The following is a 25965-nucleotide window of genomic DNA, read 5'->3' as shown; positions in this document are numbered from 1 at the left end:
ACGGCGTGGGTCAGAATCGAGCCATGTCCACCGAGATCTTCAACCTTCCGGAGCTGCTTCTTCGACTTCCAGCACCGCTCCCGGATGGGGCGAACCCACGACTACGTGAGTTCTTCGAGGCCGACCAGAACGATCGTCGTGACCGGGAGCTGCCGCCCGACGTCGCCGACCGGGACCGGCAGCGCCGAATCGCCGTCATGAGCCTGTTGGAGACCGGCCAGGTTCGCACCGCCGCCGATTTCCACCATGCAGCGATGATCTTCCAGCACGGCCACCTTCCGGAGCACAACCACCTGGGCTTCGAGCTGGCCCGGAAGGCAGCCGACGCCGGCCATCCCGGTGCCCGCTGGCTCGCGGCGGCTGCCATGGACCGTTGGCTCATGCGGAAAGGACTGCCACAGCGCTTCGGTACCCAGTACGTCGGTGATGACAAGGGGAGCTGGACCCTGTATCAGGTTGATCCGGCCACCACCGACGAGGAGCGCATCGAGTGGAGCGTGCCGACACTCGCCACTGCCTACGAACGGCTTGCCGTCATGAACGAGGAGAAACCCGACTGAGCCGAACCCGACCCGTACCTGGCCGAGCACAACGGCACCGCCATCCCTGATGCGCTCGACGCCTATGCGAAACAGCACACGCACAGATGTTCTCGGTATGACAGGTCAGGGCAGAATCTCGACGTACCCCTCGGTCCCGTGCACGCGGATCCGCTGCCCGTCGGACATCAGTCGGGTGGCATCCACCACACCGACGACGGCCGGCAGCCCGTATTCCCGGGCGATCACCGAGCCGTGGGTCATCACGCCACCGACCTCCGTCACCAGGCCTGCGATGGCGACAAACAGGGGCGTCCAGCTGGGGTCCGTGTGGGCGGTGACGAGGATGTCGCCCGGTTCGAGGACGGCTCGGGCCAGGTCCAGGATGACGCGGGCCCGACCTTCGACCGTCCCGGCGGAGACCGGTAGTCCGATCAGCGCGCCGGCCGGTACGTCGTCGCGCCGGTATGCCCCGACGACGCCTTCTCCGTCGGACGTGAGCACCCGGGGCGGCGTGAGCGCCTGGTACGACCGGAACGCGTCCCTGCGCCGGTCGATGAGCTGGTCATCGACCCGACTGGTGCGTACGACATCGTGAAGTTCCCCGAACGTGAGGTAGAAGATGTCCTCCCGCGCACGAAGCACCCGGGCCTGCACGAGGCGCTCGGCCTCCCGCATCAGGGCCCGCTTGTACACGAAGTAACGGCTGATCATTCCGTACTTCGGATACTCCCGGTATCCGATGAACGTCCGAACCCGGTCGATCATCCGTTTCGTCTCCTCGGCCCGGTACTCCCCGTCCGGCCCGGCGCGCAGGCGCTCCAGCAGCTCCTGTTCCTTCCCCCAGGCTTCCTGCCAGCCCCGCTTGAAGCGCCGTCGGCTCTCCCCCGGCTCGAAGTTCCTGATGTTGCCGAGAATCAGAGGCACCAGTGCGGCGGGGCGTTCACGCCACCGCGGTCGCGTGATGTCGATCTCGCCGACGCAGCGCATACCGTATTGGTCGAGCCAGGCATCCATGGCGTCTCGTGCCGCCTGCCCGCCCTCGAGCCCGGAAAGTTCGTCCAGGAAACCGGACCCGGTCTGGAAACCTCCGTCCTCGAAACCATCGTCCGCAAGGTGCTGCAGACGTTTCACCACGTCCGGATGTGGGCGGATCGCGTCGGCGACGTCGAGCAGTGCCAGCCCCATCTCCGAGGTGACGTTGTGGGGCACGGACTGCGTGAGCGCGTCCGCCGCGTTCTTCTCGCCCAGCCACGCCTCCAGCCGCTCGTTGAGCCACCAGGTGGCCTCCATCGCCGACATGAACACCTGGTGGCTGCGCGGATCGAACAGGATCCGCCTGAGCTCCTGGATGTCCGTCCGGATGAAGTCGAGCAGCGCTTCGCCGGACTTCGCCTGGATGTCGCGTTCCACGGCGGCGACGGACGCCTCGCTGCGCTCGATCAGTTCGGTGACGACGGCCGGATCGGTCTCGATCGGGTCTGGCACACCACCAGCCAGTGGCCTGGCGGAAACGTCGCGCGGGGCCGGCCGGACGAAGCCGTCACGCGCGAGGATGGTCTGCAGCGCGTCCCCGGTCAGCGGATCGGATCGCCCGATGAGTTCCAGCAGGGCGGCGCGGCTCGTCGGCTCGGCCAGCCTTCGGGTGACGTCGACGAACAGGCGGCCACCGGCCTCGGCCACGGGCGCGGGGGTCGTCAGCTGCCAGAAGGAAAGCCCCAGTGGTTTCATCGCGTCGGTCATCATCTGCTGATGGCCGACGGAGAGGTAGACGCGGTTTTCCCCGTCGCCGGCCTCGGGGATGGGGAACAGCGTGGTGATCGGCCTACTCTGCACGATCTGGAATCCGTCGTCGTCCAGGCACCATTCGATGTCCTGGGGGCAGCCGAAGTGGGCCTCGATTCGCCGGCCGAGCCGCACGAGCCGCACAACCTGCTCATCGGTGAGAGCCGGCTGCTCCTGGTGCTCCGGATCGATCGTCCGCGTCCCGCCCGCCGGCGAGGCGTGAACCGCCCGCGGCCTGGCGGCGATGGCCCTGGCGATGATCTCGCCGTCGCGCACCTGAAAGACATCCGGATTCACCAGACCGGCGACCAGAGCCTCGCCGAGGCCGAAACCCGCCTCCACGGCGGCGACCTTCCGGTTGGACGTGACGGGGTCGGCAGTGAACAGCATGCCGGCCGCCCGCGGGAACACCATCCGCTGCACGATCACCGCCATGTGGACCGCGCGGTGGTCGATGTCGTTGCGCTGACGGTAGATCACGGCCCGTTCGGTGAACAGCGACGCCCAGGCCCGGCTGACGTGCCGCAGGATTGCCTGCGGCCCCATGACGTTGAGGTACGTGTCCTGCTGGCCGGCGAAGGACGCCGTCGGCAGGTCCTCTGCCGTCGCGCTGGATCGGACTGCGTAGGCAGCCTGCGCGCCGAGCCGGGCGAGAGCCTGAGTGATCGCCGCCACGACATCATCCGAGATGGCGGTCTCTTCGATGGTCCGGCGCAGTTGCGCGCTGAGCGTGCGGATCGCCGCCCGGTCGTCCGGGTCCAGCCGCGACAGTCGATCGAGCCGATCGTCGATCGAAGGTACTTTCGCCACGATCCGCCGAAACGCCCCCGTCGTCACGCAGAAGCCGGCCGGCACTCGGATGCCCTCGACCCGCGACAGCGCCCCCAGATGCGCGCCCTTGCCGCCGACGATCGCTGCCTGCGTCTCGTCGATCTCCTGCAGAGAGAACACATGCCGCTCGCTCAACGCGATACCTCCGAGCCGGGTTCCCTCGTCCATTCCTGGTCCAGCCGGCGATTCTGCAGCACGACCCGGGTCTTGCGGCAAGCCCCCCCGCCTGCTATATGTTGGAAGTGGCGGGGAGTGGGATTTCACTGCAATCCTGATCGACCTCGCTCGCCGATCTCGCCATTGATCTCGCCGCACAGCGCGCCGCGCCGCCGGGCTGGTTCAGCTCCCCGTGGATCCGGGTTCCATCCCGTTCTCTTCGGCCATGAGCAGCGCGTCGCCGTGTTCGAGGATCCAGGCGCCGAGCGCCTGCATCGGGCCTTCGACGAGGCTGCGCCCCAGCGGGGTCAGTGCGTACTCGACCCGCGGTGGGGCCTGCGCGAAGGCACGTCGGTCCACCAGGCCTCGTGCGCACAGTCGGCGCAGCGTCTCGGTCAGGACCTTGTCGCTGAGACCGCCGATGGCAGCCCGCAGCTCGCGGCGCCGGCGGGGGCCCGGTCGCAGCGCGGCCAGCACGACCGGGTCCCAGGTGTGGGCGAACAGGTCGGTCGCGGCCCGGAGCCGGCAGTCGGCGACCAGCGCCTCGCAGTGCGGTTCGGACTCGCTCATCCCTGCCATGGTCGCAGGCCTCGCACGCACCGACTGGTGCGTAACGGTCTTCCTACCGTTGGTTCCGAAACTGTCGGCCTCGAACGGTCGGCACGGGCACGGAGACGACGGAGCAGGAGAACCATGCGCATCGGGATTCTGGGAACGGGAACTCTGGCCGAGGGCCTCGGTCGAGGCTGGGCTCGGGCCGGGCACGAACTGGTGATCGGCGGGCGCTCACGGGCCAGGGCTGACGCGCTCGCCGAACGTCTGGGCGGGACGACCCGGGCGGGCAGCCCGCGGGAGGCCGTCACCGAACGCGACGCGGTTCTGCTCGCCGTGTTGTGGGCCGGCGTCGAGGACGTTCTCCAGCTCGCCGGCGCCGCCGAGGGCACGCTCGCGGGTACGCCGTTGATCGATCCGACGAACGCGGTCGAGCACGGTGTCGGCGTCCTGCTACCCGAGGACGGCAGCTCGGCGGCCAGCCGGATCGCCGCAGCCGCGCCCGGTGCCCACGTCGTGAAGGCATTTCATCTTTTCGCGGCCGACCAGTGGACACGCGTTTCCGCCGGCAAGGCGCCGGCACCGGCACCAGCGCCGACTGTGGCGATCTGTGGCGATGACGCAGCCGCGTTGCGGGTCACCAGCGATCTGATTCGGGACGTCGGCGGTATACCGGCCGTGCTGGGGCCGCTGAACCGGGCACGTCAGCTCGAGGAGGTCGCGGGCTTCGTCATCGGGCTGGCGTTCGCCGGTGTTGATCCCGCTTCGGCCGTTCCCCACGTCCCCACGGGAACGGTGTCCGCCTGACCGGCACCGACATTCAGGCCAGTCGACGATCTGCCTGGGCCAGCAGGTCGCGAGTCAGGTCGCGCAGGCGGCGGGCCTCGCCGAGGTTCCACACCCCCGGCTCCAGCGGCACGCGGTGACCTTCCAGGACGGCGGTCAGGCCGCCCTGGGCCTCGCCGTTCTGGCCCTCGCCGGTCGCACCGAGGAACGGAAGGATCTGCGCGACGGCGGTCGCGACCGGCTTTCCGGTGATCCGCAGGTGATCGACCTGCTCGGCGGTCACCGGGTCGTACTCCCCAGCGAAGCTCGTGACGACCACGCCCGGGTGGTTCAGCACATACCGGATGCCGGTGTCGGCGTAGGTGTCCGCGAAGTCGACACCGAGCAGGTCGTTGAGCCGGCCGGCATGACCCATCGCCCTGACACCGTGATATCCGTGTTCCAGTTGGAGATCGTCCCAGCGGACCGGCCCGGTCTGCCCGGCGCCCCCGAAGTTGAGTACGACCGGTTTCTCGGCGCGACCCAGCGGGCCGACCAGGCCATGGCTGAGCAGGAACCTGCTCAGGTAGAACAGCGCGAAGCTGCTCTCGAACCCGTCCGCGGTCAGCACACGGTTCGACCGGTGATATCGCGCACCGAGCACCAGAACATCAAGGGATGGGTACTGCCCGGCGATGTGCTCGGCCAGGCGGCGGTTCTCCGCCACACTGCTCAGGTCGGCACTGACGAACCGCGCTCGTTCGCCGGCGTCGGTGAATGCTCTGCCCTTGCGCTCGTCACGGCCGATGACGAGCACTTCGAACCCGTGGCGGAGGTACTCATCGGCAAGTGCCCTGCCGATGCCGTCAGTGCCACCAGTGATTACCGCCGTAGCCATGTGCCGGATCCTCCGTCCTCCGAGGTGCAACGCCCGGGAAGACGCTGTGCCCCATCTGGCATCTACCACCGCGATGTTCAGCGTACGACGGGGCCGACCAGAGAGATCGCCCACCGTTGGGCGCTCGGCCGGGAGCGACCCGACCCACAACCGATGATGTTGTCGTGGCGGAGAAACGGCAACCTGCCGTAGCCGTAACGGGTGTGAAGCTGGTACACCTCCCTGATCGTTCAGACGTACACATGGCCGTACTGTTCCTGACATATCATGCCGACAGGATGACACGGTTGGGCTGGACGGGGGAACACGACCATGGCCATTGAGCTTGCCGCCGGGACACTCACTCTCAAGATTGCCGAGTACGTAAACAAAGGTCGACCAAAAAGTTTCTCGATCGTGAACAGATCAGAGAAGAACGCTTATTTTGCCATCTGCTACCCCGAGTCGGACCTGTCGATCGGATGGGGATTCGTTCGGGCCGGCGACCAGTTCGCCTGGGAGCATGCAGTACCCCTGATCGGTTACGCCTTCCGCATTTACGCTCGCACATCAAAAGGCAGTCGCCAGTGGCACAACAGCGACCGAACCTTTGCCGTGGGGATGCCAGCAGGATCCATCATCAAGGGGGAGACCTTTCGGATCAGAAGATGCTTCGACGCCGTCCCACACCTCATTGAACGCAACGGCATATCTCGCTTCACAGCAGTACCGTCGAGACAGTTCTACCTCACCGGAGACATGACTTACACCATTAGGTAGAATTTCGGCCCGAAGCTTGGACCAGTGGCGGGTTCAGCCGGGCAAAGCCCTCCTGCCGGTAGTACGGGAAGTACGGGTACGGGACGGTGCGGGCGCTGGCCGCGTCCAGCCGGGTCCGTTGTTGCGTGGTCAGTGACCAGCCGACGGCGCCGAGGTTCTGGCGCAGCTGCGCCTCGTCCCGGGCGCCGATGATGACGGAGGCGACCGTCGGTCGCGACAGCAGCCAGTTGAGCGCGATCTGCGGCACGGCCCGGCCGGTTTCCGCGGCGATCTCGTCGAGCACGTCGACCACGGTGAACAGGTACTCGTCGTCCACCGGCGGTCCGAAGTCGGCGGTGGCGTGCAGGCGACTGCCGGCGGGCAGCGGCTGACCACGACGAATTCGCCCGGTCAGTCGGCCCCAGCCCAGCGGGCTCCAGACGATCGCGCCGACACCCTGGTCAAGACCCAGCGGCAGCAGCTCCCACTCGTAGTCGCGACCGACCAGCGAGTAGTAGACCTGGTGTGCGACATAGCGCGGATACCCGTTTTTCTCGGCGATGCCGAGAGATTTCATGAGCTGCCAGCCGGCGAAGTTGGACACCCCGAGATACCGAATCTTGCCGGCCCGCACCAGGTCGTTCAGGGTGGACAGCACCTCCTCGATCGGCGTACCGGCGTCGAAGGCGTGCAGCTGGAAGAGGTCGAGGTAGTCGGTGTCAAGCCGGCGCAGGGCAGCGTCACACGCGGTGATCAGCCGGGTGCGCGACGAACCCGCGTCGTTCGGGCCGTCGCCGGTGGGCAGACTCGCCTTGGTGGAAACGAGCACCTGGTCCCGTCGGCCCTTGATGGCCGCGCCGAGCACCCGCTCGGAGGCGCCGTCGGAGTAGACGTCGGCGGTGTCGAACATGGCGACGCCCGCGTCCAGGCAGATGTCGACCAGGCGCCGCGCCTGGTCGACATCTGTGGTGCCCCAGGCGCCGAACAGCGGACCGTGACCGCCGAACGTGCCGGCGCCGAAGCTCAGCGCCGGAACCAGCAGCCCGGATGCTCCCAGCCGTCGATACTCCACCGCAACCACCTAACGGTTCCCTGGTTCCGTTAACATCGAGGCTCACCGTACCACCGACCGAAGAGCTAACGGAACTGGAGAACCATTACTGTGGGCGAGGGCAGCGGGTCGGGAACCATCCGACCTGGCGGACGCACCGCGCGGGTGCGGGCCAGCGTGCTGCGGGCAGCCGGAGACGCCCTGGCCGAGCGCGGTTTCGCCCAGCTGGACCTGGCCGATGTGGCGCGCCGCGCCGGCGTCGGCAAGACCACCGTCTACCGGCGGTGGGGGTCGATCGCCGCACTGATGGCCGATCTGCTGATCGAGCTGGCGCAGGAGTCCGTGCCACACACCGAGACCGGCGATCTGCTCGGGGATCTGCGGGCCAATGCCGACCTCGTCCGGCGAACCCTCCGCGACCCCCGCCAGGGCGCCCTGTTCACCGCGGTGATCGCTGCCGCAACCTGGGACGAGCCCACCGCGCGGGCCCTGCGCCAGTTCTACGACTCCCGGGTGACCGAATGGGCGCCGTGCGTGGCTCAGGCGATCGATCGTGGCGACGTGCCGGCGGGAACCGATCCGCGCGAGGTCATCCGCGCCGTCTCCGCCCCGCTCTACTACCGCCTGCTGACCCACGGGGAGCTACCGGACGAAGCCGCGGCCGACCGAGCCGCCAAGGCCGCCGCGGCCGCCGCCCGTGCCGGCGTGTTCCTGGCCGGGCACACCGACAGCTCCGTCTGATCACCGCGGCGGGTCCGCCAGGTCGTTGCCGGGACGGGCCCTGCGCGCGGAGCCGGCGAAGGTGCGCCGATAGGCCCGGGGTGACACTCCGCGACGCCGGACGAACTGTTCCCGCAGCACGGCCGCGTTGCGGTAGCCGACCCGGGTGGCGATCTGCTCGACGGACAGGTCGGTCGTCTCCAACAGTTCCTCCGCGAGAGCCAGCCGCTGATCACGCAGCCAGGCATGCGGCGAGGTGCCGGTGGCGGATCTGAAGTGGCGTACGAAGGAACGGCGGCTGGTCAGGGCTCGGGCGGCGAGGATGTCGAGCGACAGCTCGCGGTCCAGATGGGCCCGGGCCCAGGCGAGCACCGCCGCCAGGCGTTCGTCTGCGCTGGTCGAGGGCACCGGTGCGCTGATGTACTGGGCCTGCCCGCCGTCGCGGTGCGGCGCGACCACCAGGCCGCGGGCGATCATGTTCGCGCGTCCGGCGCCGTGGTCGCGGCGGACGAGGTGCAGGCACATGTCCATGCCCGCCGCAGCGCCCGCTCCGGTAACGATCGAACCCTCGTCGAGGTAGAGCGCTTCCGGCTCGACCCTCACCTCGGGATGGCGGTCGGCGAGTTCGTCGGCGAACTGCCAGTGGGTGGTCACTCGCAGGCCGCTGAGAAGGCCGGCCGCCGCCAGCGCGAACGTGCCGACACAATGGGCGGCCATGATCGCGCCACGCTCATGGGCCGCACGCAGCCTGGGCAGCACCGGGTGCGAAGCCGCCACGTGATAGTCGACCGCCGGTAGGACGATGACCAGATCGGCCGTGGTCAGCAGGTCAAGACCGTGGTCCACCCGCAGTGCCAGGCCGAGATCGGTCAGCAGCGGGCCGGGCTGGTGGGCACAGATCGCGAGATCGAAGCCAGGATCATCAGGGCGGGGCCCGAAGACGGCGTTGACGATCCCAAGTCCAAGTGCGGTGACGCCCGGTGCGGCGTACGCCACGACGCGGTGGAAGCTCATGCCTTCGATCATGACCCCAAGATTGGCCCGAATGCCACGGAAGGTGGCTGTCGGGCCAACGGACAGTTCCCATCCGGTCCGGAAGTCTCGTTCCCGTGCATGACGATGACAGGACGACAACCGACCCGGCCCGGACGACCGGCGAAAACGCGACCGCGTCACAGCGAACCCCACGGGTGATCCTGGTGACGGGAGCCACCGGCCAGCAGGGCGGGGCCGCTGCCGCCCGGCTGCTTGCCGACGGATGGCAGGTCCGGGCGCTGACCCGTGATCCCGCGGGGACCGCCGCGCGGCGCCTCGCCGCGGCCGGCGCGCAGGTGGTGGCCGGCGACCTGGATGATCGCTCGTCTCTTTCGGCCGCGGCCGACGGTGCCTACGGGGTGTTCAGCGTGCAGCAGGGCGCCCTGGGCAGCCCGCCGGTCGCCTTCGACGACGAGGTTCGACGGGGCCGCAATGTCGGCGACGCCGCGGCGGCGGCCGGCGTCCGGCATCTGGTCTACGCCTCGGTGGCCGGAGTCGAGCGCGGTGGCGGCGGCCGGGCGTTCGCCAGCAAACGGGCGATCGAGAAACACCTCGGCGGGCTGGGAGTTCCGACGACGATTCTGCGGCCGGTCTCCTTCATGGAGAACTACGCCGACCCGGCCTTCGGCGTGCAGACCGGCACCCTGGCCACCCCGTTCGCCCCGGATGTCCCCGAGCAGCTGATCGCCGTGGACGACATCGGCGTCTTCGTGGCGCTCGCCTTCGCCGACCCCGTGCACTACCAGGGTCACGCCCTCGCGATCGCGGGCGATGCCCTGCGGCCGGCGCAGACGGCCCGGGCGCTCGGCGTCGCCACCGGGCACGACATCAGCTACACGCAGGTCCCGATCGAGGCGGTCCGTGGGCTGAGCGCCGACGTCGCGGAGGTCGCCGCCTTCCTGAACGACACCGGCGGTTACGGCGCCGACCTCGCCCTGACCCGTGCCCTGCATCCGGCGGTCCAGACGTTCGACACCTGGCTGTCCACCACGGGCCGGACCCGCCTGGCCGCGCTGTTCCAGCGCGTCACACCTGCCGAGGGCTGAGGCCGCCGCCGTCCTGCGCCGGTACGACGATGCCGGCGCAGGATCACGTTCGATGCGGTGGGAGGCTCCCGCGGGCCGAGTTCGGTCAGGATGGCGATGCGGTGCGCTGTCGGTAACGGCGGGTCTTGGTCCGGTTGCCGCAGACCGCGGTTGCGCACCAGCGCCCGGTCCGGGGCCTGGAGACGTCGTAGAAGACGACGCGGCAGTCCGGCGCCGCGCACATCTTCACCCGCTGCCAGGTGCCATCGGCCGTGGCCAGGGCCGCGGCGATCACGAGCCGCGTCAGCGCCTGGGTGATCTCACTGCCATCGGCGGGTTCGAGGTCGACGCCGCGGGGACCCGGCCGGGCCCACAGCGCGAGACGGTCGGCCGCTTCCCCCAGCTCGACGGTCTCCACCGCCGGCTGCGTGCCCGGCTGGTTGGCCGCGGCAGCCGCCCGCAACGCCGCGCGCAGGCGCAGCGCATCCGCGAACGCGGCGTCGGTCACGGTCACGGTCTCGGTCGCGGCAGCCGGCAGGAGGCCGTGCGCCACCAGCCAGCGGCCCAGCGCCGCCGGCTCCGTGAGCTCCTCGTGCGGGCGGTGGGCACCGAAGCTCCGCTCGTCCACGGAGTTGAGGAACGCCCCCAGCACATGCAGCGCTCGCGGCGCACCGTAGTGCGACGACCAGGCCTCCATCGGATCCATGTCCCCACCAGTGAACCAGGCCGCGACGTTCGACACCATTAAATGCTATAAGTGGTGTCGACCTGGACGGCGGCGGTCGGTGGATCGCCAGACGGAAGGACCGGGATGCCAACACCAGCACCAGCAGGGCAGGAACCAGACCGGCTGACCCGACAGCTGACGCGGTTCCGGCTCGAGACACCGGACAGCGCTCTGGAGCAGATCCGCCGACGCCTCACCGAGGTCGGGCCGGCAGCCCTGTCACCACGGGCCGGACAGCGACCCGGATGGCTCCTTGGCACCGATCCGGCGGCTCTTGAGGCACTCACGCAGCACTGGCTCACCACCTACGACTGGCGCCAGCACGAACGTGATCTCAATGCCTTCGCCCAGTACACCGGCCTCATCGACGGTGTCGAGCTGCACTTTCTGCGGGAGCCCGGCTCCGGCAGCGCCCCGGCGACGGTGCTGTTGCTGCATGGTTGGCCGAGTTCGTTCGCGACGTTTCGCGCTGTGATCCGGCGGCTCGCCCACCCGGAGCTTTTCGGCGGTGACCCCGAGGACGGGCTGACCGTCATTGTTCCGTCGCTGCCCGGCTACGGTTTCTCCACGCTCGCGCCCGCCCCGCTCGGCCTACGGGCAGCCGGGCAGCTGTTCCACCGGCTGTTGACCGAGGTCCTCGGGGAGAAGAGGTACTACGTCCATGGTGGGGATCAGGGCGCACCGATCGCCGAGTGGATGGCGTTCGACCATCCGGACCACTGTGCCGGCCTGCACACCACGCTGCTCGGCGTCCGCCACGACGGGGCGCCGCTGGGCAGCGGCCTGACCGGTATCGAGGATCCCTCCGCCGAGGAGGCCGCGTTCGTCCAGCGGGAACGTGACCTCAACTCCGGCCCGCTGGGCGCATATTTCCTGCTCCAGCTGACGGCGCCGTTCACGCTTGCGCCGGCGCTGGCGGACAGCCCGGCCGGCTTCACCGCCTGGGTCCTGGAGAAGTTTCACCTGTGGAGCGATCGGGGTGCCACCGGCGGTGTGCCCGCGCTGAGCCCGGACGACATCATCACCGAAATCATGATCTATCTCGTCTCGGACAGCGTTGCGAGCTCCCTGGTGGCCTATGCGGAGTTCTTCACCGGTCCGATCACGCTGCCACCCGGCCGAGTCATCGAGGTCCCCTGCGCCTTCGCCGCCTTTCCCGACCCGCGGGTCGTGAGTCCGCCGACGAGCTTCGTCGCCCGCTCACGCCACCTGGTCCGCTACACCGAGCCACCCCGCGGTGGGCATTTCCCCGCCCTCGAGGTCCCCGACATCTTCGCGACGGACCTGGCCGAGTTCGTCTGGCAGACGGAACGCGCCGGCCGGTCGGCCTGACGCCGCGCTCGGCCCTCCTTCGGGATGTCCCGGTCCGGGATGCCCGGTTCGGGATGCTCTCCCGCGGCAGGCGTACCGAGGTCGTAGGCTCCGTCGTGGCTGCAGGGACGGCACCGCCCCCGGCGGCTGGCGGCGCGGCGCGGCGGTACGACGGGGAGGCGACGGTACGGGTGGGCATCTTCGACCGGATCCGCGGCGAGTTCATCGACATCATCGAGTGGACCGATGACAGCCGCGACACGATCGTCTGGCGCTTCCCGCGCTACGAGAACGAGATCAAGATGGGCGCCAAGCTCACCGTCCGGGAGTCCCAGGCGGCGGTGTTCGTCAACGAGGGTCAGGTCGCCGACTCGTTCACCCCCGGGATGTACACCCTCAAGACCCAGAACATGCCGATCCTGTCCACCCTCAAGGGCTGGAAGTACGGCTTCGACTCGCCGTTCAAGGCCGAGGTGTACTTCGTCAGCACCCGGCAGTTCACCGAGCTGAAGTGGGGCACGCAGAATCCGGTCATCGTCCGGGACCGGGAGTTCGGCATGGTCCGGCTGCGCGCGTTCGGCGCGTTCGCGATGCGGGTGGTCGACCCGCCCGCGCTGCTGCGCGAGCTCGCCGGCACCGACCCGCAGTTTCGCACCGAGGAGGTGGCCGAGTACCTGCGCCAGCTCATCGTCGGGCGGCTCGGGACGGCGCTGGCGACGGCGGGCGTGCCGATGCTCGACCTCGCCACCCAGCAGGGCACGATCGGGAACGCGCTGGCCGCGGCGCTGAGCAAGGAACTGGCCCCGGTGGGACTGGCGATCCCGACCTTCGTCATCGAGAACATCTCGCTGCCACCCGAGGTCGAGGCCGCGATCGACCGGCGCAGCCAGATGGGCATCGTCGGCAACCTCGACCAGTACACCCAGTTCCAGACCGCGCAGGCCATCGAGGCCGCCGCCCGCAACCAGGGTGGAGCCGGCGAGGGCCTCGGCATCGGCCTCGGGATGGCCCTGGGTCAGCGCGCCGCGGGGGCCACCGGCGGTACCGGTCCCACCGGTGGTCAGCAGCAGTACGGGCAGCCACCGGCCGCCCCACAGCCCCAGAGCCAGCCACCCGCTCCCTCGGCCGGGCCACCCGGGTCACCACCGCCGCTGCCGACCGCCGAGCAGTGGTTCGTCGGCGTCAACGGCCAGCAGCTCGGGCCGTTCGACCGCACCCAGCTCGCCGCCCGGGTCGCCGGCGGCGATGTCCGTCATGACACGCTGGTCTGGAAGGCCGGCATGGCGCAGTGGACACCGGCGGGCCAGGTGGCGGAGGTGGCGCCGCTGTTGGCCAGCGTCCCGCCGCCGCTGCCGCCGCAGAGCTGACGGCGATGCGGTCAAACGACGAACCAACCGTCGGAGGTGCCCCGGTGACCGACCAGCCCGGTCCGATGGCCGGCCCACCGTCCACACCGGCCGACCAGCATCAGCAGACGCCGGCCGCGGCGACGACCTATCCGTGCGGTGGCTGCGGGGCGCGGCTCGAGTTCGCCCCGGGCGAGTCGAGCCTGCGCTGCCCGTACTGCGGGTTCCGGCAACAGATCGCCGCACCCGCCCGCCAGATCCGCGAGATCGCGTACACCGATCTGGCCGCACTGCCCCGCAAGCCGGTCGGCAGCATCGGCGCGTACGTGTTCGTCTGCCAGCGCTGCGCGGCCCGCACCGAGACGAACGAGACGGCGAGCGTCTGCCAGTTCTGCGGGGCGCCGCTGGTGATCGACCCGGCGGCCTCGGGGCAGATCGTGCCCGAGGGGGTGCTGCCGTTCGCCCTCGACCGCGCCGCCGTGCGCACGGCGGTACGCGGCTGGACGTCGTCGCGGTGGTTCGCGCCCTCGGCACTGAAAAAGGTCACCGAGACCGAGTCGATGAAAAGCACCTATCTGCCGCACTGGACGTACGATTCGCGGACCCGGTCGCAGTACGACGGCCAGCGCGGCGTGCACTACTACGTCACCGAGACCTACACCGACGGCGACGGCAACCAGCAGACCCGGCAGGTGCAGCGCACCCGCTGGTACCCGGCGCACGGCACGGTCGCCCGCGACTTCGACGACGTGCTGGTGCCCGCCAGCACCGTCCTGCCCGGAAAACAGCTTGACGACCTCGCGCCGTGGCCGTTGCCGGAATCCGCGCCGTACCAGCCGGAGTTTCTCGCCGGTCATTTCGCGCTGCGTTATGACGTCGAGCCGGAGGCCGGTTTCACCGAGGCGCGCAACCGGATGGCTCCCGTCATCGCCGAGGACTGCCGGCGCGACATCGGCGGCGACGAACAGCAGGTCACCTCGGTCGACACCCGCCACCTCGACGTCACCTTCAAGCTGATGCTGCTCCCGGTGTGGATCGCCACCTACATCCACGCCGGGCGGACCTGGCAGGTACTGGTCAACGGCCGCACCGGCGAGGTACACGGCGAACGGCCGTGGAGCAGGGCGAAGATCGCCCTCGCGGTACTCGCCGCCCTCATCGTCATCGCCATCGTCACCTATGTCATCATCGCCACCCGCGGCACCGGCTCGGGCAGCCCCGCCGACGCCACCGCCTTCACCGGCCGGTGACAGCAGTTACTCCGGCCGACAGACCCGTCCGTCCGGCCGGCCTGACCCCGGGGATGGCGACCGGATCCAGCATCCCGGGCCGGACTGGCTGGTCGCATGTGGAGGGTTGTTCGGGTTTTCAGGGCCTGATTCCTTGAAGAACCCTCCACATGAGGGGACGTGGCATGGCCTTCCTGGTGAATCAGCCATCGACGGACGCGGAGGTGGATGCGGAGGCGGACGCGGAGGCGGACGCGGACACGCTGGAGAAGAAGGCTCGGAGGTCCGCGACGAGCAGGTCGGGGACTTCCAGGCCGGGGAAATGGCCGCCGCGGTCGGCCTCGGTCCAGTGGACGATCGGCAGGCGCCGCTCGGCGAGTTGGCGGACGGGCAGGGTAATGTCCTCGGGCAGCACGAGGACGCCGACCGGCTGCACCGTCCGCCACGAGGCCGGGCCGCCGGACTCCCGGTGCAGGCGGGCAACCGTCCCACCGGTGCCGGTGAGCCAGAGCAGGGTGACGTTGGTGAGCACCCGGTCAGGGCTGATCGGGAAGTCCACGGCGGCCCACATCGTCATCGGGTCGAGCAGCCAGGCGAGCAGGCCGACGGGTGAGTCGGTCAGGGCGTAGGCCGGGGTCTGCGGCCGGGTGGCGTTGAACGACCGGACGGCCGGCTGGTGGCGCTGGTAGGACTCGATCCCGGCGAGCCGGCCCTGGTCCTGCGTCGACAGCTGGGCCCGGTCGGGATCGCCGGGCTGCGGTGGGGTCGGCAGGTAGGTGAGATGGATGGCGACGACGTGCTCGACGTCGTGCTGGGACAGCGCCCGGGACACCGCCGCGCCCCAGTCGCCGCCGTGCGCCCCGTACCGGTCGTAGCCCAGCCGACGCATGAGCTCGGCGAACGCTCGCGCGACCCGATCGACATCCCAGCCGCGCGCACGGGTCGGCCCGGAGAAGCCCCACCCGGGGATGGACGGGACGACGAGGTGAAAGTCGGCGGACAGCGGCCCGAGCACGTCGAGGAACTCCACGATCGACCCGGGCCAGCCGTGGGTGAGCAGCAGCGGGAGCGCGTCCGGCCGTGGGCTGCGCACATGCAGGAAGTGGACGGGCTGACCGTCGATCTCGGTGACGAACTGTGGATGGCTGTTCAGTTCGGCCTCGGCCGTCCGCCAGTCGTAGCCGTGTCGCCAGCGGTCGGCGAGTTCGCGGACGCGGGCCAGCGGCAGGCCGAACGTGTCGCCCACGTCCGACAGCTCGTGCGGCCAGCGGGTGCGGTCCAGGCGGGTGTGCAGATCGTCGAGGTCGGACTGCGGCACGGCGATCCGGAACGGTTCGATCATAATATGTTCGCCTCCCTAACGTTAGTGAGGCGAACGATAAGTCGTTAGGGCTCCCAACACAAGGTCGCGGGCGGCCTAGACTGTGATGCATGCCGGAGCGTGACCGCCACGCGCGGGCCGACCCCGCGGCCGTGCCACCGCGGCTGCGTTCCCTGGCCAGCCGTCTGCTCGGCCGCGGCGCCCTGCATGCGGACCGGATCTCGAACGCGCGGCTCACCGCGGCGGGGGCGACCCGATGGCAGTACGCCGTCCTGGTGACGCTGCGCGATGCCGGCCCGGCGAGCCAGGCCGCGCTCAGCGATCGCACCGGTATCCACCGCAGCGACATGGTCGCCGTCCTGGCTGCCCTGACCGCGGCCGGACAGGTGCAGCGCCTGCCCGACCCCGACGATCGGCGACGCAACATCGTCACCCTGACCGAGGCCGGCGCCACCCGGCTGGACCTGCTCGACCGCCTGGTCGACGAGGCCCAGGACGAGCTCCTCGCCCCGCTCAGCCCCACGGAGCGCCTCGATCTCGTCCGCCTCCTGCAACGCCTGGACCATCACCACGCGACCCGCTGACGATCACCGCGATCCGCGGTTCCGGCGCGTCAGGTCGGCACGAGGCAGACCCAGGCCTACCCGCTCCGGTGGAGTCGGCGCCGTCCGTCGCGGTGCGGGAAGGGCTGACCGTCCGCCGTGGGCCGACCGACCGTGGTGCTCGCCGTCCTCACCTACCTTGAGGGCTGAGCCGAGCAAGGGGCTTGCGCCGTGTCGGTGACGGTCGCCAGCCCACCCGAGGGCATGTCAGTAACGGCGGTCGGGCCGGCACTTTCCGCTCATCGTTATGTGGACGTCAGGTGGGCCCGGTCAGGGCTGCACCGGTTGGCCAGGCTGGTCAGGCTGACCGAGCTCGGCCGAGGCGGCCGAGTGGTCGCGCGCCGCGATGATCGACCGGATCCAGGCGCCGCCGACGCCGATCCGGGAGGCCGTCTCGTCGAACGGGTGCGGGCAGGTCGGACCGCCGCTTTCCACCGCGACCAGAACGGGTTCGCCAGTGGCGGACTCACGCACATAGGGCGCGCCGGAGTCGTACGGGCAGGCGCTGGTGGTCCACCGTGGCGCACGACCCCGGACGGCGACGGTGGTGGGGGCAATCCCGCTGATCTGGACCTGACCGGTCTGCAGGTGGGTCTGCGGAACCGGATGGTTACCGCGCAGGGCCCCCCAGCCGGCGATCCGCAGAATGTCGCCGAGGTGCGGCGCGGCCGGGTCAAGTGCAAGTGGCGTGACGTCGTCGACCGGCTCGGCCAGGTGCGCCAGCGCGATGTCGCGGCCCGGTGACTGCACCGCGGCCACCACAGCGACATCGTGACCGCCCTGGCTGGGGTCGCTGGCATCGACCCGTCCGATCGTCGCTGTCGTCGGGTAGGGCACCGGCCCGCTCACCGGATGACGGTAGACGTCATGGAAGCAGTGGCCGGCGGTGATGAGCCAGCTCGGGGCGATCAGTGCCGCGCTGCAGGCACTGTCGTAGTGGCCTCCGTCCAGGTTCGGAATGTTCGTCATCGTCAACCGGACGGCATAGCCGTACTGACCGGGTTGCGCCGTGATGCCGTCCGCCACTGCGGACGCGCTGGTCGCCGTACCCGCGACGAGCAGTGCTGCGGCTGCGGCCAGCCCCGCACCGCGCAGGGCCCGTCGCCGCGTCAACGCGCAGGTCACCACTTCTGATTGTTCCGTCACACAGGTCAGACAATCGCAGGCTCACCGGGCGCCGCCCGTACCACGCCGGCCCGTATTCCAGGGATCACAACAAGACCACATTCGGCCGAGTTTCTGTCCGGAAAAGGGCAGCAACAGATCCCCGCCAGCACCGGCGAGCCCGGAAAGTGCCCGCGAAGAACGGGCTGCTCAGCAGCGGCGGAGCCACTGCCAACCGCGCTGACCCGCCACCTGGCGCATTCTTGTAGATAGTCCCTCAGGTACCCACCCGCCGGCCGTCGATCAGGACGTCCGTAACCACCACCGCTATCTGTTACCGAAAGCCCGTTGGTCGTCATGGTCGTCATGGCCGCCCAGGGCTCGGAGCAGAACGGAGCTGGACCATGCACACCACAGTCAGGCGAATCAGGGCGCTGCGGACGAAGAAGGCCTCGATCACCGTGCTCGCCGCATCCGTGGCGATGGGCGTGAGTCTGTTGTCGGCCCCGGCGGCGCTCGCCTCGGGCGGCCCCGGCGGGGGAGACGGCGGGGGTGGCGGCGGAGGTGGCGGCCGTCGTCTCGGGCCGGCGGTGAGCACGGAGGGCGTCGGCTCGCTCGGCAGCACGTGGACGCTGAAGTCGCAGCACGACGACGACGGCCCCGGGCTGGTCGCAGGCGAGGAGTTCGAGATCGCCACACCGGCCGGTCACATCTGGACGGTGACGTTCGCCGACAACGACATCGTGTTCCTCGACCACGTGGACGTCACGGCGACCGCCACCGGGCTGCGCACGATGGGCAAGGCCCCCGACCAGGGCATCGACCAGATCATGAGCGTGCACGCGGTGGACCGCGCCACCGGCGAGGTCATCGACGGCTCGGTCGACCTGCCCACGAACTGAACCAGACCGTCACGCTGAACCAGACCTCACGCTGAACCACGCCGCCGGTGGACGGGCCCCCTGGCTCCGCTGCCAGGAGCAGGGCCCCGTCCACCGGGACGGGTGGCCGGCGTAGGGTCGGCGCCACCGCTGACGGTCGTCGTGGCGGTCGTCGTGGCGGTCCTGGCTGGCCACCGGGACATTCGTGGACGAACGGAAGGCCGAGTCGCATGTCGCGTGTGCGGGTGCACAACTTCTCCGTGTCTCTCGACGGCTTCGCCACCGGCGACGGCCCGAGTTTCGAGCAGCCCTTCGGCCATGCCGCCGACCGGCTGCACCAGTGGTTCTTCCGGACCCGCGCCTTCCGGTCGATGCACGGCGAGTCCGGCGGTGAGACCGGGGTCGACGACGCGGTCGCCCACGCCTGGGAACCGGAGATCGGCGCCGAGATCATGGGACGCGGCAAGTTCGGCCCGCAGACCGGCCCCTGGGCCGACCACGACTGGAAGGGCTGGTGGGGCGACAATCCGCCCTTCCACACCCCGGTGTTCGTGCTGACCCATCACGTCCGGCCGTCCATCGAGCTCGAGGGTGGCACCACGTTCCACTTCCTCGATGCCGATCCCACCGAGGCCCTGCGCCAGGCCCATGCGGCGGCCGGCGGCCGGGACGTCCGGATCGGCGGCGGGCCGACCACCGTGCGGGAGTTCCTCGCCGCCGACCTGATCGACCACCTGCACGTCGTCCTCGTGCCGATCGTCCTCGGCCGTGGCGTGCGCCTGTGGGACGGCCTGGAAGCCCTCGAGCAGCGTTTCGCCGTGGAATCGGTGACCAGCCCCCACGGCGTCACCCACCTCACCTTCACCCGCGACTGACCGGCCAACGTACGTCAGCCACCCGGTGACTACCGTGGGCGGCAGGATGTCCGGCGCACGGCTGCGGCGGGCGCGGACCTCGCAGAGGGAGAAACGGCCGTGGTTGCTCTGCCCGGTGAACTCACCGATCTCGTCGCGACAGGGCCGTTGGCCCACCTGAGCACCGTCAACGCCGACGGCAGCCCGCAGGTGTCCGTCATCTGGATCGGGCTGGACGGCGACGATGTGGTGAGCGGTCACCTCAACTGGTACGCGAAGCTGCGCAACATCGAGCGGGACCCCCGCGTCGTGCTGTCCCTGCAGGCGCCCCGAGAGCCCGGGGTCTTCCTCAGCCCGTACGCGGTGCTGCACGCCCGAGCCACCATCGAGCACAGCGATGCGACCTGGGATCTGCTCAACCGGCTCGCGAAGGTCTACGTCGCACCCGACGCCGAGTTTCCGGCGCCCCGCTCCCCCGGCTTCGTCATCCGGTACACCGTGGAACGCATCACCGGCGTCGGCCCCTGGGTCCCGGCCAGGGACTGATCTTCGGTCAGGTCACCGGGTGGCCGACGATGTCCTTGCCGCCAGTGGGTGATCGCCGCCTTCCGGGTTCGCGACGGCGAGGTCATCCTTTACCGCGGCTATCTCGATCCGCTGGCTCTGGCCGAGACGCAGAACGGCGGATAACGGTTGTGTGGGTGCCCTCCAACGCCTGGTCGCCGCTAGCATCACGGATATGTCGGAGAGGATCAGCGATCGCACTGCGCGTCTGGACCACTGGATCGACACGGCCGAGATCACGCAGGTGGTCAACCGCTATTTCCGGGCTCTGGACGAACGCGCTTTCGACGTTTCCCACCTTGGGCGGATATTCACCGCCGAAGCGGGTGTGATCCGGCCCAACGGTACGCAGCTCACCGGACCGGCGGCGATCGGGAACGGCCATCGGGAGAGTTTCGCGCGTTTCGAGAGCACCCAGCATCTGCTGACCGGGCACGACGTGATCGTGGCCGGAGACGATGCCACCGTTCGAGCGAACCTGATCGCCATGCACCTGTGGGACGGTGCCCGCAAGAGCGCCGGATCGGCCGAGGACTACTTCGTGGCCGGCGGCGTGGTCACCGTCCGGTTGCAACGCACCCATCAGGGTTGGAAAATCACCGAGCTGGTCAACGACGTGATCTGGCGGGCCGGCTCCGGATTCGCCGCGATGGCAACCACGGGCCGGCCCGGCAGCTGACCTCCGAGCAAAGGTCAGTGGTCCACTCGAAGCACCAGTTTTCCCTGGATGTGGCCCTGCTCGGCCCGTTCGTGCGCCCGCGCCGCCGCGGCCAGCGGGTACACCTCGTCGACGGCGACCCGTACCGCGCCCGTGGCGACCAGCCCGACCAGTTCGGCGAGCTGGGAACCGTCGGACCGCACCTGCCCGCCACGCACGACGATGCCCCGCCGCGCGATCTCGTCCTCGTGGTAGTCGCCGAAGAAGACCGGGCTGAGCACGCCCCCGTCCCGGATGGCCGGGGTGAGCAGATGACCCTGCGGACCTCCGACGGTGTCAAACGCGTGGTCGATGTCCTTCACGGCCTGCGCGACCCGGGTCGTCGTGTAATCGATGTACTCGTCGACCGCGAGACCACGCAGAAACTCCGCGTGCCGGGTGGACGCGACGGCGACGACCCGCGCCCCGGCCCGGCGGGCAAGCTGCACCAGAAAATGCCCGACGCCGCCGGCCGCCCCGTTGACCAGCACCGTGTGCCCGGACGCGACGGGGGCGTACTCGGTGGCGTACTGCCAGGCGGTGAGACCGGCCATCGGGATCGCCGCCGCGTCCACATGGTCGATCTCCGGCGGCTTACGGGCCAGGTCGCCGACCGGGGCCGTCGCGTACTGCGCGTAGGCCCGCCCACCCTCGACGCCCCCGGACGGGAAACGGAGCAGGCCGAGGACTTCATCGCCCTCCGTCCAGGTGGTGACGCCGGGACCGACACCGACCACGACCCCGGAGACGTCCGAGCCCGGGGTCAACGGCAGGGGAACGGATGGACGCAGCTGTTCGGGAATGGTCGGGAAGCCTGAGCGCGCATACAGGTCAGGCGGGTTGATCCCGGCCGCGTGCACCCGGACCAGGACCTCGCCCGCAGCCGGCACCGGGCGCTCCACCTCCTCCAGTCGTAGTTCGCTCGGTGGACCGATGCGATGAACACGGATCGCCTGCATAAACGGGATGTCCTTCCTGATCGCCACGTCTGCGACCGCCGCGGGCGCGACCGCCGACGGCGTGCGCTCCGCCCACCGCCTAACAGCAATCGGAGCACTGCTCCAGATAATAGCCGGAGCAGTGCTCCGACTGAAGGGAGGATCGGCCGGGGACATCGCCGATACCATGTCGTGGCGATGTGTCAGATGCCCGCGCCATGACCGCCGAGCCACCCACGGCCACGTCCACATCTGCGTCGGTGGCTCGGGACCGCCGCGCCGACGCCCGCCGTAACTACGAGCACATCCTGGCCACCGCCCGGGTCGTGCTCGCCGAGCAGGGCGTGCAGGCGTCTCTGCGTGATGTCGCCCGGCGGGCCGAGGTCGGGCTCGGCACGCTCTACCGGCACTTCCCGACCCGCGAGGCGCTGCTCGAGGCACTCCTGCGGCAGGGCTTCCACCGGCTCGTCAAGCTTGCCGACACCCTCGCGGCCACCCGTCCGCCCGCCGCGGCGCTCACCGAGTGGCTACGGGAACTGGCCGCCGGCGCGGGTACCTACCAGGGGCTGCCGGCATCCCTGGCAGGGATCATGCACGATTCCGACTCGGCGCTGGCGGCCTCCTGCGCGGCCCTGCAGTCGGCCGGAGCACGACTGCTGGAGCGGGCCCAGGCCGATGGCGAGATCCGCCCCGACGTCACCGGAACCGACGTGTTCGTGCTCACCACCGCCGTGGCCGCCCTGACCGAACGAGGCCCGCTCGCGCAGCGGCGCGAGCATCTGCTCGACGTCATGTTCGACGGTCTGCGCCGCGCGCCCGGAGAATTGTTCGGGTAGTGTTCGTGACCCCTCGGGCTTCAGTGGGAAGAATGGGGCTGTCCAGGAGGCAGGCGCCACCCGCTCGGAGGACTCATGTCCGACACGTATCCGTCCGACCTGCTCCCGCCCACCACGCCCGCAGTCGACGGGGCCCGGATCGCGCTGGTCACGGGTGCGAGCCGTGGGCTCGGCCGCAGCATGGCCACACATCTCGCCCAGGCGGGCATCGGCGTGATCGGCACCTATCACAGCAACTCCGAGGAAGCCGGCAAACTGGTTGCCGAACTGACCGCGCTCGGTGTCGCGGCAGCCGCGCTGCGCCTCGATGTCGCCGACAGTGAAAGCTTTGACGACTTCACCACCCAGATCCGCGCCACCCTCGACGGGTTCGGCGTCGACCGGCTGGCCTACCTGGTCAACAACGCGGGCATCGGCGTGCACGCGCCGTACACGGAGACCACCGCGGAGCAGTTCGACGAGCTGTTCCACGTCCACGTCAAGGCCCCGTTCTTCCTCACCCAGCTGCTGCTGCCGCTGCTCGCCGACGGCGGACGCATCCTGAACGTCTCCTCCGGTCTGGCCCGCTTCACCGGTCCGGGTTTCGCCGCCTACGCCTCGGCGAAGGGAGCCATCGAGGTCCTCACCCGCTACCAGGCCAAGGAGCTGGGCGAACGAGGCATCCGGGTGAACGTGCTGGTCCCCGGCGCCATCGCCACGGACTTCGGCGGCGGCGCCGTGCGTGACGACGAGCAGGCCAACCGGGCCGTCGCCGCCGCGATCGCGCTGGGCCGGGCCGGCGAGGCCGACGACATCGGCGCTGCCGTCCCCCTGATCCTCGCCGACGGTTTCAGCTGGGCGAACGGCACCCGCATCGAATTGTCCGGCGGACAGAACCTGTAGGGAGACGCCGGCCAGAATGTGAGGGTGACTCCGCAGTATCCGCCGATCGAGCCCTACGACAGTGGGCTGCTCGACGTCGGCGACGGCCAGCACCTCTACTGGGAGACCTGCGGGAACCCCGCCGGCCAGCCGGCGCTCGTCGTCCACGGCGGGCCTGGTTCCGGCTGCAGTCCGGGCGCCCGCCGCTGGTTCGATCCCGACCGCTACCGGATCGTTCTGTTCGACCAGCGCGGTTGCGGCCGCAGCATTCCGCACGCCGGCGACCACGACACCGAGCTCACCCACAACACCACCCACCACCTGGTCGAGGACATGGAGCGGCTGCGCCGGCAGCTCGGCATCGAATCCTGGCTGCTCTACGGCTCGTCCTGGGGCTCGACCCTCGCGCTCGCCTATGCACAGCGCCATCCGACCAGAGTCACCGGCATCGTCCTGGTCGGCGTGACGCTCACCCGCCGGGCCGACATCCACTGGCTCTACCGCGGCGTAGCCCGTTTCTTCCCGGCCGAATGGGAACAGTTCCGCCTCGCCATCAGCGGGTCCAACGGTGGCTCCGGCACCGATGGCCTGGACGAGAGCCCGGCCGGTGGTCTCGTCGCCGGCTACGCGCGTCGACTGGGCGATCCGGATCCGGCCGTCCGAGCGGCGGCCGCTGACGCCTGGTGCACCTGGGAGGACGCGGTCATCTCCCTGGAGTCGAACGGCCGGCCCGGCGCCTACAGCAGCCGACCGCCCCGGGCTCGGCTCGCCCTGGCCCGGATCTGCACCCACTACTTCGGCCACGGTGCGTGGCTGGAGGAGGGCATCCTGCTCCGGAACGCGGGTCGCCTCGCCGGCATCCCCGGCGTGCTGATCCATGGACGGCACGACCTGGGCAGCCCCTACCGGATCGCCTGGGAACTCGCCCGCGCCTGGCCGGGTGCCGAGCTCATCGGCGTGACCGACTCCGGCCATACCGGCAGCGCCACGCTCGGCAACCACCTGCGCAGCGCACTCGACCGCTTCGCCGTATCGCCGTCGCCGGGCGGATAGCGGCCCACCGCCGCACGAACGCAGCGGCGGTGGGCACTTTGCCGTGGCCGTCCGCGTTGAGCCAGGTGCGAGCGATGGCACGGGGTCGCATGGGATGTGCCGGAATACAACGCGCCACGCCCGAACGCGGGGGTGGCCGATGTTCGTCACACCATGCAATCAGGTCTAGATCAATTTCCCGATCGGGTCGTACGCTGACTTTCCCGTCCCAGTGCACACCTGCTCCCCCACCTACCCGCGGAGGATCCATGGGCAACCGGACGGTGCTGGTCTCCGGCGCCGGCATCGCCGGGACGACGCTTGCCTACTGGTTGGCGTGGCACGGGTTCCGTCCCACGGTCGTCGAACGGGGGTTGTGGCAGCGCGCCAGCGGGAGCCCGGTGGACGTTCGCGGCCAGGCCCTGCAGGTGGCTCGGCGGATGGGGGCGCTCGGCCTGCTGCGGGCGGCCGGCACCGGTGTGGCGGGGATGCGGTTCGTCGACGGGTACGGGCGGGGTACCGGACGGGTCAACCTGCGTGCGCTCGCCCGCTCGACCGGTGGGCACGACATCGAGGTGCCGCGCGGCACACTCGCCACGATTCTGCAGAACGCCAGCGCCCCGCACGCCGAGTTCGTCTTCGGTGAGTCCATCGCCGCCCTCGCGCAGGACGAGCACGGAGTGGACGTCACGTTCGACCATGGGAGGACCCGCCGGTTCGACCTCGTCGTCGGGGCCGACGGGTTGCATTCGACGGTACGCCGCCTGGCGTTCGGTCCGGAGTCCACCTTTGTCCGCCATCTCGGGCTGTACGCCGCGACCGTGCCCTTTGACGGCCCGGCCGACTACGGGCGCGAGGTCGTGATGCACAACACGCCCGGACGGGTCGTCGCGCTGCAGCCGTCGGCCGACGGGCCGATCGCCTTCTTCGCGTTCCGGCACGGGGAGATCCCGGACTTCAACCACCGGGACATCGACCAGCATCGGCTGCTGCTCACCGCCGCATTCGGCCGCGGCAGCTGGCGTACCCCGGAACTGCTCGCCCGGGCGCAGGCCACCGAGGACCTCTACTTCGACGCGGTCAGCCGGGTGCACATGCCGACCTGGTCCAGCGGCCGGATCACGCTCGTCGGCGACGCCGCGTCCTGCGTGTCGCTGTTCGGGGACGCACCGTCGCTGGCCATGGCGGGGGCGTTCGCGCTGGCCGAGGAGCTGGCCGCCACGCCCGACGATCACCGGGCCGCGCTGCGCCGGTACGAGGCGCGCCACCGTCGACTGTCCGATCCCCGCCAGCGGGGCGTGGAGCAGGCCTCCCACCTGCTGGTTCCGGCGACCTGGGCGGGTATCCGGGCGCGTAACGCGGCCAGCCGCCTGTGGCCGGCCGCCGTCGCCGCCGGCTGGCTGGGCAGCCGGCTCACCTCCAGTCCGCTCACACCGTCCCTGCCGATGCCGCCCCGCGCCACCCGTTCCGCCGGCGCCACCACCCCCACCTGATCGCCGGACGACTCGCCCCCGCCACGGCCCTGCCAGCTCGCCGGCTACCGGCTACCGGCTACCGGCTACCGGCT

General features: G+C 70.1%; 26 protein-coding genes. 17 read left to right on the top strand and 9 right to left on the bottom strand.

Translation table 11 applies throughout. The features are described from left to right. Positions 1-23: 23 nt before the first annotated feature. On the top strand, positions 24-560 hold the full coding sequence (locus ND747_RS02370; RefSeq protein ID WP_251731364.1) for a hypothetical protein: 537 nt from the start codon (positions 24-26) through the stop codon (positions 558-560). 105 nt (positions 561-665) lie between these two features. Here ND747_RS02370 and rph read toward each other — a convergent pair whose 3' ends face one another. Together rph and ND747_RS02360 are read right to left on the bottom strand one after the other, a co-directional pair. Next, the gene (rph, locus tag ND747_RS02365; protein ID WP_374216125.1) at positions 666-3323 is read right to left on the bottom strand and encodes a rifamycin-inactivating phosphotransferase; all 2658 of its coding nucleotides are present in this window, start codon (positions 3321-3323) and stop codon (positions 666-668) included. 171 nt (positions 3324-3494) lie between these two features. Further along, a complete protein-coding gene (locus ND747_RS02360) occupies positions 3495-3881 on the bottom strand; it encodes a helix-turn-helix domain-containing protein (protein WP_251731360.1) in 387 nt (128 codons plus the stop codon). A 123-nt stretch (positions 3882-4004) separates the two neighbouring features. On the opposite strand from ND747_RS02360, the gene ND747_RS02355 reads away from it, so the two are divergent. Continuing rightward, on the top strand, positions 4005-4670 hold the full coding sequence (locus ND747_RS02355) for an NADPH-dependent F420 reductase (protein WP_251731358.1): 666 nt from the start codon (positions 4005-4007) through the stop codon (positions 4668-4670). Between the two features lie 13 nt (positions 4671-4683). Here ND747_RS02355 and ND747_RS02350 read toward each other — a convergent pair whose 3' ends face one another. Further along, on the bottom strand, positions 4684-5526 hold the full coding sequence (locus tag ND747_RS02350; protein WP_251731356.1) for an SDR family NAD(P)-dependent oxidoreductase: 843 nt from the start codon (positions 5524-5526) through the stop codon (positions 4684-4686). 312 nt (positions 5527-5838) lie between these two features. On the opposite strand from ND747_RS02350, the gene ND747_RS02345 reads away from it, so the two are divergent. Beyond that, a complete protein-coding gene (locus tag ND747_RS02345) occupies positions 5839-6285 on the top strand; it encodes a hypothetical protein (RefSeq protein ID WP_251731354.1) in 447 nt (148 codons plus the stop codon). Here ND747_RS02345 and ND747_RS02340 read toward each other — a convergent pair. Then, positions 6278-7336 carry an aldo/keto reductase gene (locus ND747_RS02340; RefSeq protein WP_251731352.1) on the bottom strand — a complete coding sequence of 353 codons (1059 nt, stop codon included), beginning with the start codon at positions 7334-7336 and terminating at the stop codon, positions 6278-6280. The genes ND747_RS02345 and ND747_RS02340 overlap by 8 nt on opposite strands. A 90-nt stretch (positions 7337-7426) precedes the next feature. Here ND747_RS02340 and ND747_RS02335 point away from each other — a divergent pair, with 90 nt between their 5' ends. Further along, positions 7427-8056, top strand: a complete 630-nt coding sequence (locus ND747_RS02335) for a TetR/AcrR family transcriptional regulator (RefSeq protein ID WP_251731350.1) — start codon at positions 7427-7429, stop codon at positions 8054-8056. Here the strand turns inward: ND747_RS02335 and ND747_RS02330 are convergent, their stop codons facing one another. Beyond that, a complete protein-coding gene (locus ND747_RS02330; RefSeq protein WP_251731349.1) occupies positions 8057-9049 on the bottom strand; it encodes a GlxA family transcriptional regulator in 993 nt (330 codons plus the stop codon). 185 nt (positions 9050-9234) lie between these two features. On the opposite strand from ND747_RS02330, the gene ND747_RS02325 reads away from it, so the two are divergent. Beyond that, positions 9235-10116: an NmrA family NAD(P)-binding protein gene (locus ND747_RS02325; RefSeq protein ID WP_251731346.1), complete on the top strand. Its 882-nt coding sequence runs from the start codon at positions 9235-9237 to the stop codon at positions 10114-10116. A gap of 85 nt (positions 10117-10201) precedes the next feature. On the opposite strand, the gene ND747_RS02320 is transcribed toward ND747_RS02325, so the two are convergent. Next, a complete protein-coding gene (locus ND747_RS02320; protein WP_251731344.1) occupies positions 10202-10801 on the bottom strand; it encodes a CGNR zinc finger domain-containing protein in 600 nt (199 codons plus the stop codon). Between the two features lie 105 nt (positions 10802-10906). Here ND747_RS02320 and ND747_RS02315 point away from each other — a divergent pair, with 105 nt between their 5' ends. From ND747_RS02315 to ND747_RS02305, 3 genes are all read left to right on the top strand, one after another. Further along, positions 10907-12154, top strand: a complete 1248-nt coding sequence (locus ND747_RS02315; protein WP_251731343.1) for an epoxide hydrolase family protein — start codon at positions 10907-10909, stop codon at positions 12152-12154. Between the two features lie 170 nt (positions 12155-12324). Next, positions 12325-13500, top strand: coding sequence for an SPFH domain-containing protein (locus tag ND747_RS02310; protein WP_374216127.1), 1176 nt, complete (start codon positions 12325-12327; stop codon positions 13498-13500). A 65-nt stretch (positions 13501-13565) separates the two neighbouring features. Beyond that, entirely contained in the window at positions 13566-14729 is a 1164-nt protein-coding gene (locus ND747_RS02305; protein ID WP_285899857.1) for a hypothetical protein, read from the top strand. Between the two features lie 181 nt (positions 14730-14910). Here the strand turns inward: ND747_RS02305 and ND747_RS02300 are convergent, their stop codons facing one another. Continuing rightward, positions 14911-16050, bottom strand: a complete 1140-nt coding sequence (locus tag ND747_RS02300; protein WP_251731338.1) for an epoxide hydrolase family protein — start codon at positions 16048-16050, stop codon at positions 14911-14913. An 89-nt stretch (positions 16051-16139) separates the two neighbouring features. On the opposite strand from ND747_RS02300, the gene ND747_RS02295 reads away from it, so the two are divergent. Continuing rightward, entirely contained in the window at positions 16140-16613 is a 474-nt protein-coding gene (locus ND747_RS02295; RefSeq protein WP_251731337.1) for a MarR family winged helix-turn-helix transcriptional regulator, read from the top strand. Between the two features lie 288 nt (positions 16614-16901). Here the strand turns inward: ND747_RS02295 and ND747_RS02290 are convergent, their stop codons facing one another. Then, positions 16902-17744, bottom strand: coding sequence for a trypsin-like serine protease (locus ND747_RS02290; protein ID WP_251731335.1), 843 nt, complete (start codon positions 17742-17744; stop codon positions 16902-16904). Between the two features lie 395 nt (positions 17745-18139). Here ND747_RS02290 and ND747_RS02285 point away from each other — a divergent pair, with 395 nt between their 5' ends. The 4 genes from ND747_RS02285 to ND747_RS02270 all read left to right on the top strand — a co-directional run bounded on the left by ND747_RS02285 (position 18140) and on the right by ND747_RS02270 (position 20713). Then, positions 18140-18637, top strand: a complete 498-nt coding sequence (locus tag ND747_RS02285) for a hypothetical protein (protein WP_251731333.1) — start codon at positions 18140-18142, stop codon at positions 18635-18637. Between the two features lie 209 nt (positions 18638-18846). Further along, positions 18847-19491: a dihydrofolate reductase family protein gene (locus ND747_RS02280; RefSeq protein ID WP_251731332.1), complete on the top strand. Its 645-nt coding sequence runs from the start codon at positions 18847-18849 to the stop codon at positions 19489-19491. A 99-nt stretch (positions 19492-19590) separates the two neighbouring features. Continuing rightward, positions 19591-20016, top strand: coding sequence for a PPOX class F420-dependent oxidoreductase (locus ND747_RS02275; RefSeq protein ID WP_251731330.1), 426 nt, complete (start codon positions 19591-19593; stop codon positions 20014-20016). A gap of 193 nt (positions 20017-20209) precedes the next feature. Then, the gene (locus ND747_RS02270; RefSeq protein WP_251731329.1) at positions 20210-20713 is read left to right on the top strand and encodes a nuclear transport factor 2 family protein; all 504 of its coding nucleotides are present in this window, start codon (positions 20210-20212) and stop codon (positions 20711-20713) included. Between the two features lie 14 nt (positions 20714-20727). On the opposite strand, the gene ND747_RS02265 is transcribed toward ND747_RS02270, so the two are convergent. Beyond that, positions 20728-21690 carry an NADP-dependent oxidoreductase gene (locus ND747_RS02265; RefSeq protein ID WP_285899855.1) on the bottom strand — a complete coding sequence of 321 codons (963 nt, stop codon included), beginning with the start codon at positions 21688-21690 and terminating at the stop codon, positions 20728-20730. 197 nt (positions 21691-21887) lie between these two features. On the opposite strand from ND747_RS02265, the gene ND747_RS02260 reads away from it, so the two are divergent. The 4 genes from ND747_RS02260 (at position 21888) to ND747_RS02245 (ending at position 25891) form a co-directional block, all read left to right on the top strand. Beyond that, positions 21888-22505, top strand: coding sequence for a TetR/AcrR family transcriptional regulator (locus tag ND747_RS02260; protein WP_251731324.1), 618 nt, complete (start codon positions 21888-21890; stop codon positions 22503-22505). Positions 22506-22580: 75 nt separating this feature from the next. After that, complete coding sequence (locus ND747_RS02255) at positions 22581-23387, top strand: SDR family NAD(P)-dependent oxidoreductase (protein ID WP_251731322.1); 807 nt, start codon at positions 22581-22583, stop codon at positions 23385-23387. 24 nt (positions 23388-23411) lie between these two features. Further along, positions 23412-24419 carry a prolyl aminopeptidase gene (gene pip, locus ND747_RS02250; protein WP_251731320.1) on the top strand — a complete coding sequence of 336 codons (1008 nt, stop codon included), beginning with the start codon at positions 23412-23414 and terminating at the stop codon, positions 24417-24419. Positions 24420-24667: 248 nt separating this feature from the next. Next, complete coding sequence (locus ND747_RS02245; RefSeq protein ID WP_251731318.1) at positions 24668-25891, top strand: FAD-dependent monooxygenase; 1224 nt, start codon at positions 24668-24670, stop codon at positions 25889-25891. Positions 25892-25965: the final 74 nt, after the last annotated feature.

The organism is Frankia sp. R82 (assembly GCF_023716925.1).
Lineage (GTDB): Bacteria > Actinomycetota > Actinomycetes > Frankiales > Frankiaceae > Frankia.
Note: the sequence above shows the minus strand (reverse complement) of the source record. Positions and strands in the feature narration are given on the sequence as shown.